Annotated in this window: 1 protein-coding gene; it reads right to left on the reverse strand. The window is 44.4% G+C overall.

Going from position 1 to position 408, the window contains the following annotated elements:
• Nucleotides 1–24 precede the first annotated feature (24 nt).
• A partial coding sequence (locus J0A66_RS21860) for a thioesterase domain-containing protein (RefSeq protein WP_206575956.1) occupies nucleotides 25–408 on the reverse strand: 384 nt, incomplete at its 5' end.

Consider the following 408-nt stretch of genomic DNA (forward strand, 5'->3'; position numbering starts at 1 on the left):
CTATCAGACTTCGTAAAACTCTCATCAACGCAGTCCTTCTCGATAGAGTTTTTCTGCAAGCAACTTTCGGCGTACTTGCCCTTCCCCGTTCTCGACTGCATAGTAAAAATGTCCGTCCCCTTTACCATCCCCCATTTGAGAGGCCAATGTTGGTACCGCTTGAATCAGTTCAATATCGCTTATACCTGCATAAATAGGGTCGCCGTGTTCCTGAAGGTCAACAATAATCATTTTTTTGATTGAATGATTGATTCTAAGCGCGTGCAGCAAGCTTTGATTTATCGGCGCACCTATCAAAGCTAAATAATCGATTTTCACTCCCAAGCTAGCATAATGAAGTGCTGTTCTGGCAGCAATCACAGCGCCCCATGAGTAACCAATTAAATTGAATGGTCCCGCTCTAGGTGG

It is taken from the genome of Bowmanella dokdonensis (genome assembly GCF_017254865.1).
Lineage (GTDB): Bacteria > Pseudomonadota > Gammaproteobacteria > Enterobacterales > Alteromonadaceae > Bowmanella > Bowmanella dokdonensis.